The sequence below is a fragment of the Pseudoalteromonas sp. TB25 genome (assembly GCF_000497995.1).
Lineage (GTDB): Bacteria > Pseudomonadota > Gammaproteobacteria > Enterobacterales > Alteromonadaceae > Pseudoalteromonas > Pseudoalteromonas distincta.
Map to the genome: position 1 here is coordinate 1 of NZ_AUTI01000335.1, position 1756 is coordinate 1756.

2 protein-coding genes are annotated in these 1756 nt (G+C 42.9%); one reads left to right on the forward strand and one right to left on the reverse strand.

All coding sequences use genetic code 11. The annotated features are described in order from the left end of the window. On the forward strand, positions 1–1048 hold a 1048-nt coding region (locus L652_RS0113335), incomplete at its 5' end, for a TonB-dependent receptor (RefSeq protein ID WP_024603502.1). Positions 1049–1153: 105 nt separating this feature from the next. Here the strand turns inward: L652_RS0113335 and L652_RS0113340 are convergent. Continuing rightward, positions 1154–1756 (reverse strand): aminotransferase class IV (locus L652_RS0113340; protein WP_029770297.1); only part of this gene is annotated, 603 nt, incomplete at its 5' end.

Sequence of the window (1756 nt, forward strand, 5' to 3'; positions counted from 1 at the left end):
TAACGTGAGCTTGTATATAGACCTTGAAACCTACCTAACCGACGATTGGAATTTAGCGGTTGCCGCCCGTTATGAAGATTACTCAGACTTTGGCGATACACTTAACGGTAAAGTTGCGACTCGTTATTCATTAACTGAAGACTTAGCGCTGCGCGCCTCTGTATCAACTGGTTTTAGAGCACCCTCTTTGCAGCAACAATACTTTACCTCAGTGGCCACTGTATTTGTTGATGGCGAACCAACCGAAACAGGTACGTTCGCACCAAGCAGCGATGTAGCAAAAGCACTGGGCTCACCTGGTCTTGATGCAGAAGAAGCTACTAACTACGGCGTTGGTTTTACATGGTCTACCGACTTTAATTTCAGCTTATCGGTTGATTACTACCAAATATTAATTGATGACCGCATTGTGTTATCAAACAACTTATCGGGCGATGCTATTGCCGATTTACTTCAAGGCACAGGCGCTAACCAAGGTCGTTTCTTCTTAAATGCAATTGACAGTAAAACCCGTGGTGTTGATGTGGTTGCCTCTTATAATGTAGCAACTGATGGTTATGGCGATTTAGCCTTTAACCTAGGTTACAACTACGGTAAAAATGAAGTAACAAATATTATCGACCCACCAGCAGAGCTGCAAGGTGCTGGGTTTGATCAAGACAACTTGTTCTCAGGCACTGAGCTACGTCGTTTTGAAGTAAGCACACCGCGTAATAAGTACAACTTAAGCGCAACATGGACTAACGACGACATACGTACCACGCTTAGAACAACACGTTACGGTGAAACTCAAGATCCATCATCAACGGCAGAGCTAAATGAAGTACTAAAACCAAAATGGATCACTGATTTAGACGTAGCTTATGCACTTACCAATAACGTATCGTTAAGCTTGGGAGCGAATAACATTTTTGATATTTACCCAGACGCAACACGCGAAAATGTTGACGAAGTAAGCACTTTCTCACGCTTGTTCGCATACTCAAGCTTTTCACCGTATGGATTTAACGGACGCTACGTGTACGGCAAAATAGAAATGAAGTTTTAATAAGCACAGCTTAAAGTAACCAAACACACAAAAGCCACCGATTAGGTGGCTTTTTAATGCGAGTTACTATTAAATCTATTACTAAATCTATTATTAAATCTATTATTAGATTTTAGTTAACCAGCCGTGCTTGTCTTCACTTTTACCCCATTGAATATCGTTCAATGCTTGGCGAAGGCGCGCAGTAGTTGGGCCTGGCTCGCCAGTACCTACTTTGTATTCTTTATCGTTATGAATAAACGTACCCACAGCAGTTAGTACAGCTGCAGTGCCCGAAAGCGCCGCTTCAGTACCAGGTTTAGCAGCACGCTCTAGTAGCTCAGTAACGCTAAAGTTACGCTCGCTTACCGTCATACCTAAATCTTTTGCAATGGTTAAAATACTATTACGCGTTACACCATGTAAAAACGTGCTATCAAGCGCTTTAGTAATAATTTCGTTGCCATCAATAAGTATAAAGTTAGCAGCACCGGTTTCTTGTACGTCGCCACCTGGGCAAAATAAAATTTGATCTGCTTGATACTTAGTTCGTGCAGCACTAATAGGTGCTAAAGCACTGGCGTAGTTACCACCACTTTTTACCATTCCCATGTGCGGGGCGCAGCGCATGCCATCTTCTTCAAGCAGTACACGCAGTGCAGTTGCACCACCGGCAAAGTAATCTCCTACTGGCGATAGTAACGTGTACAAAAGCGAGCTCATTGATGG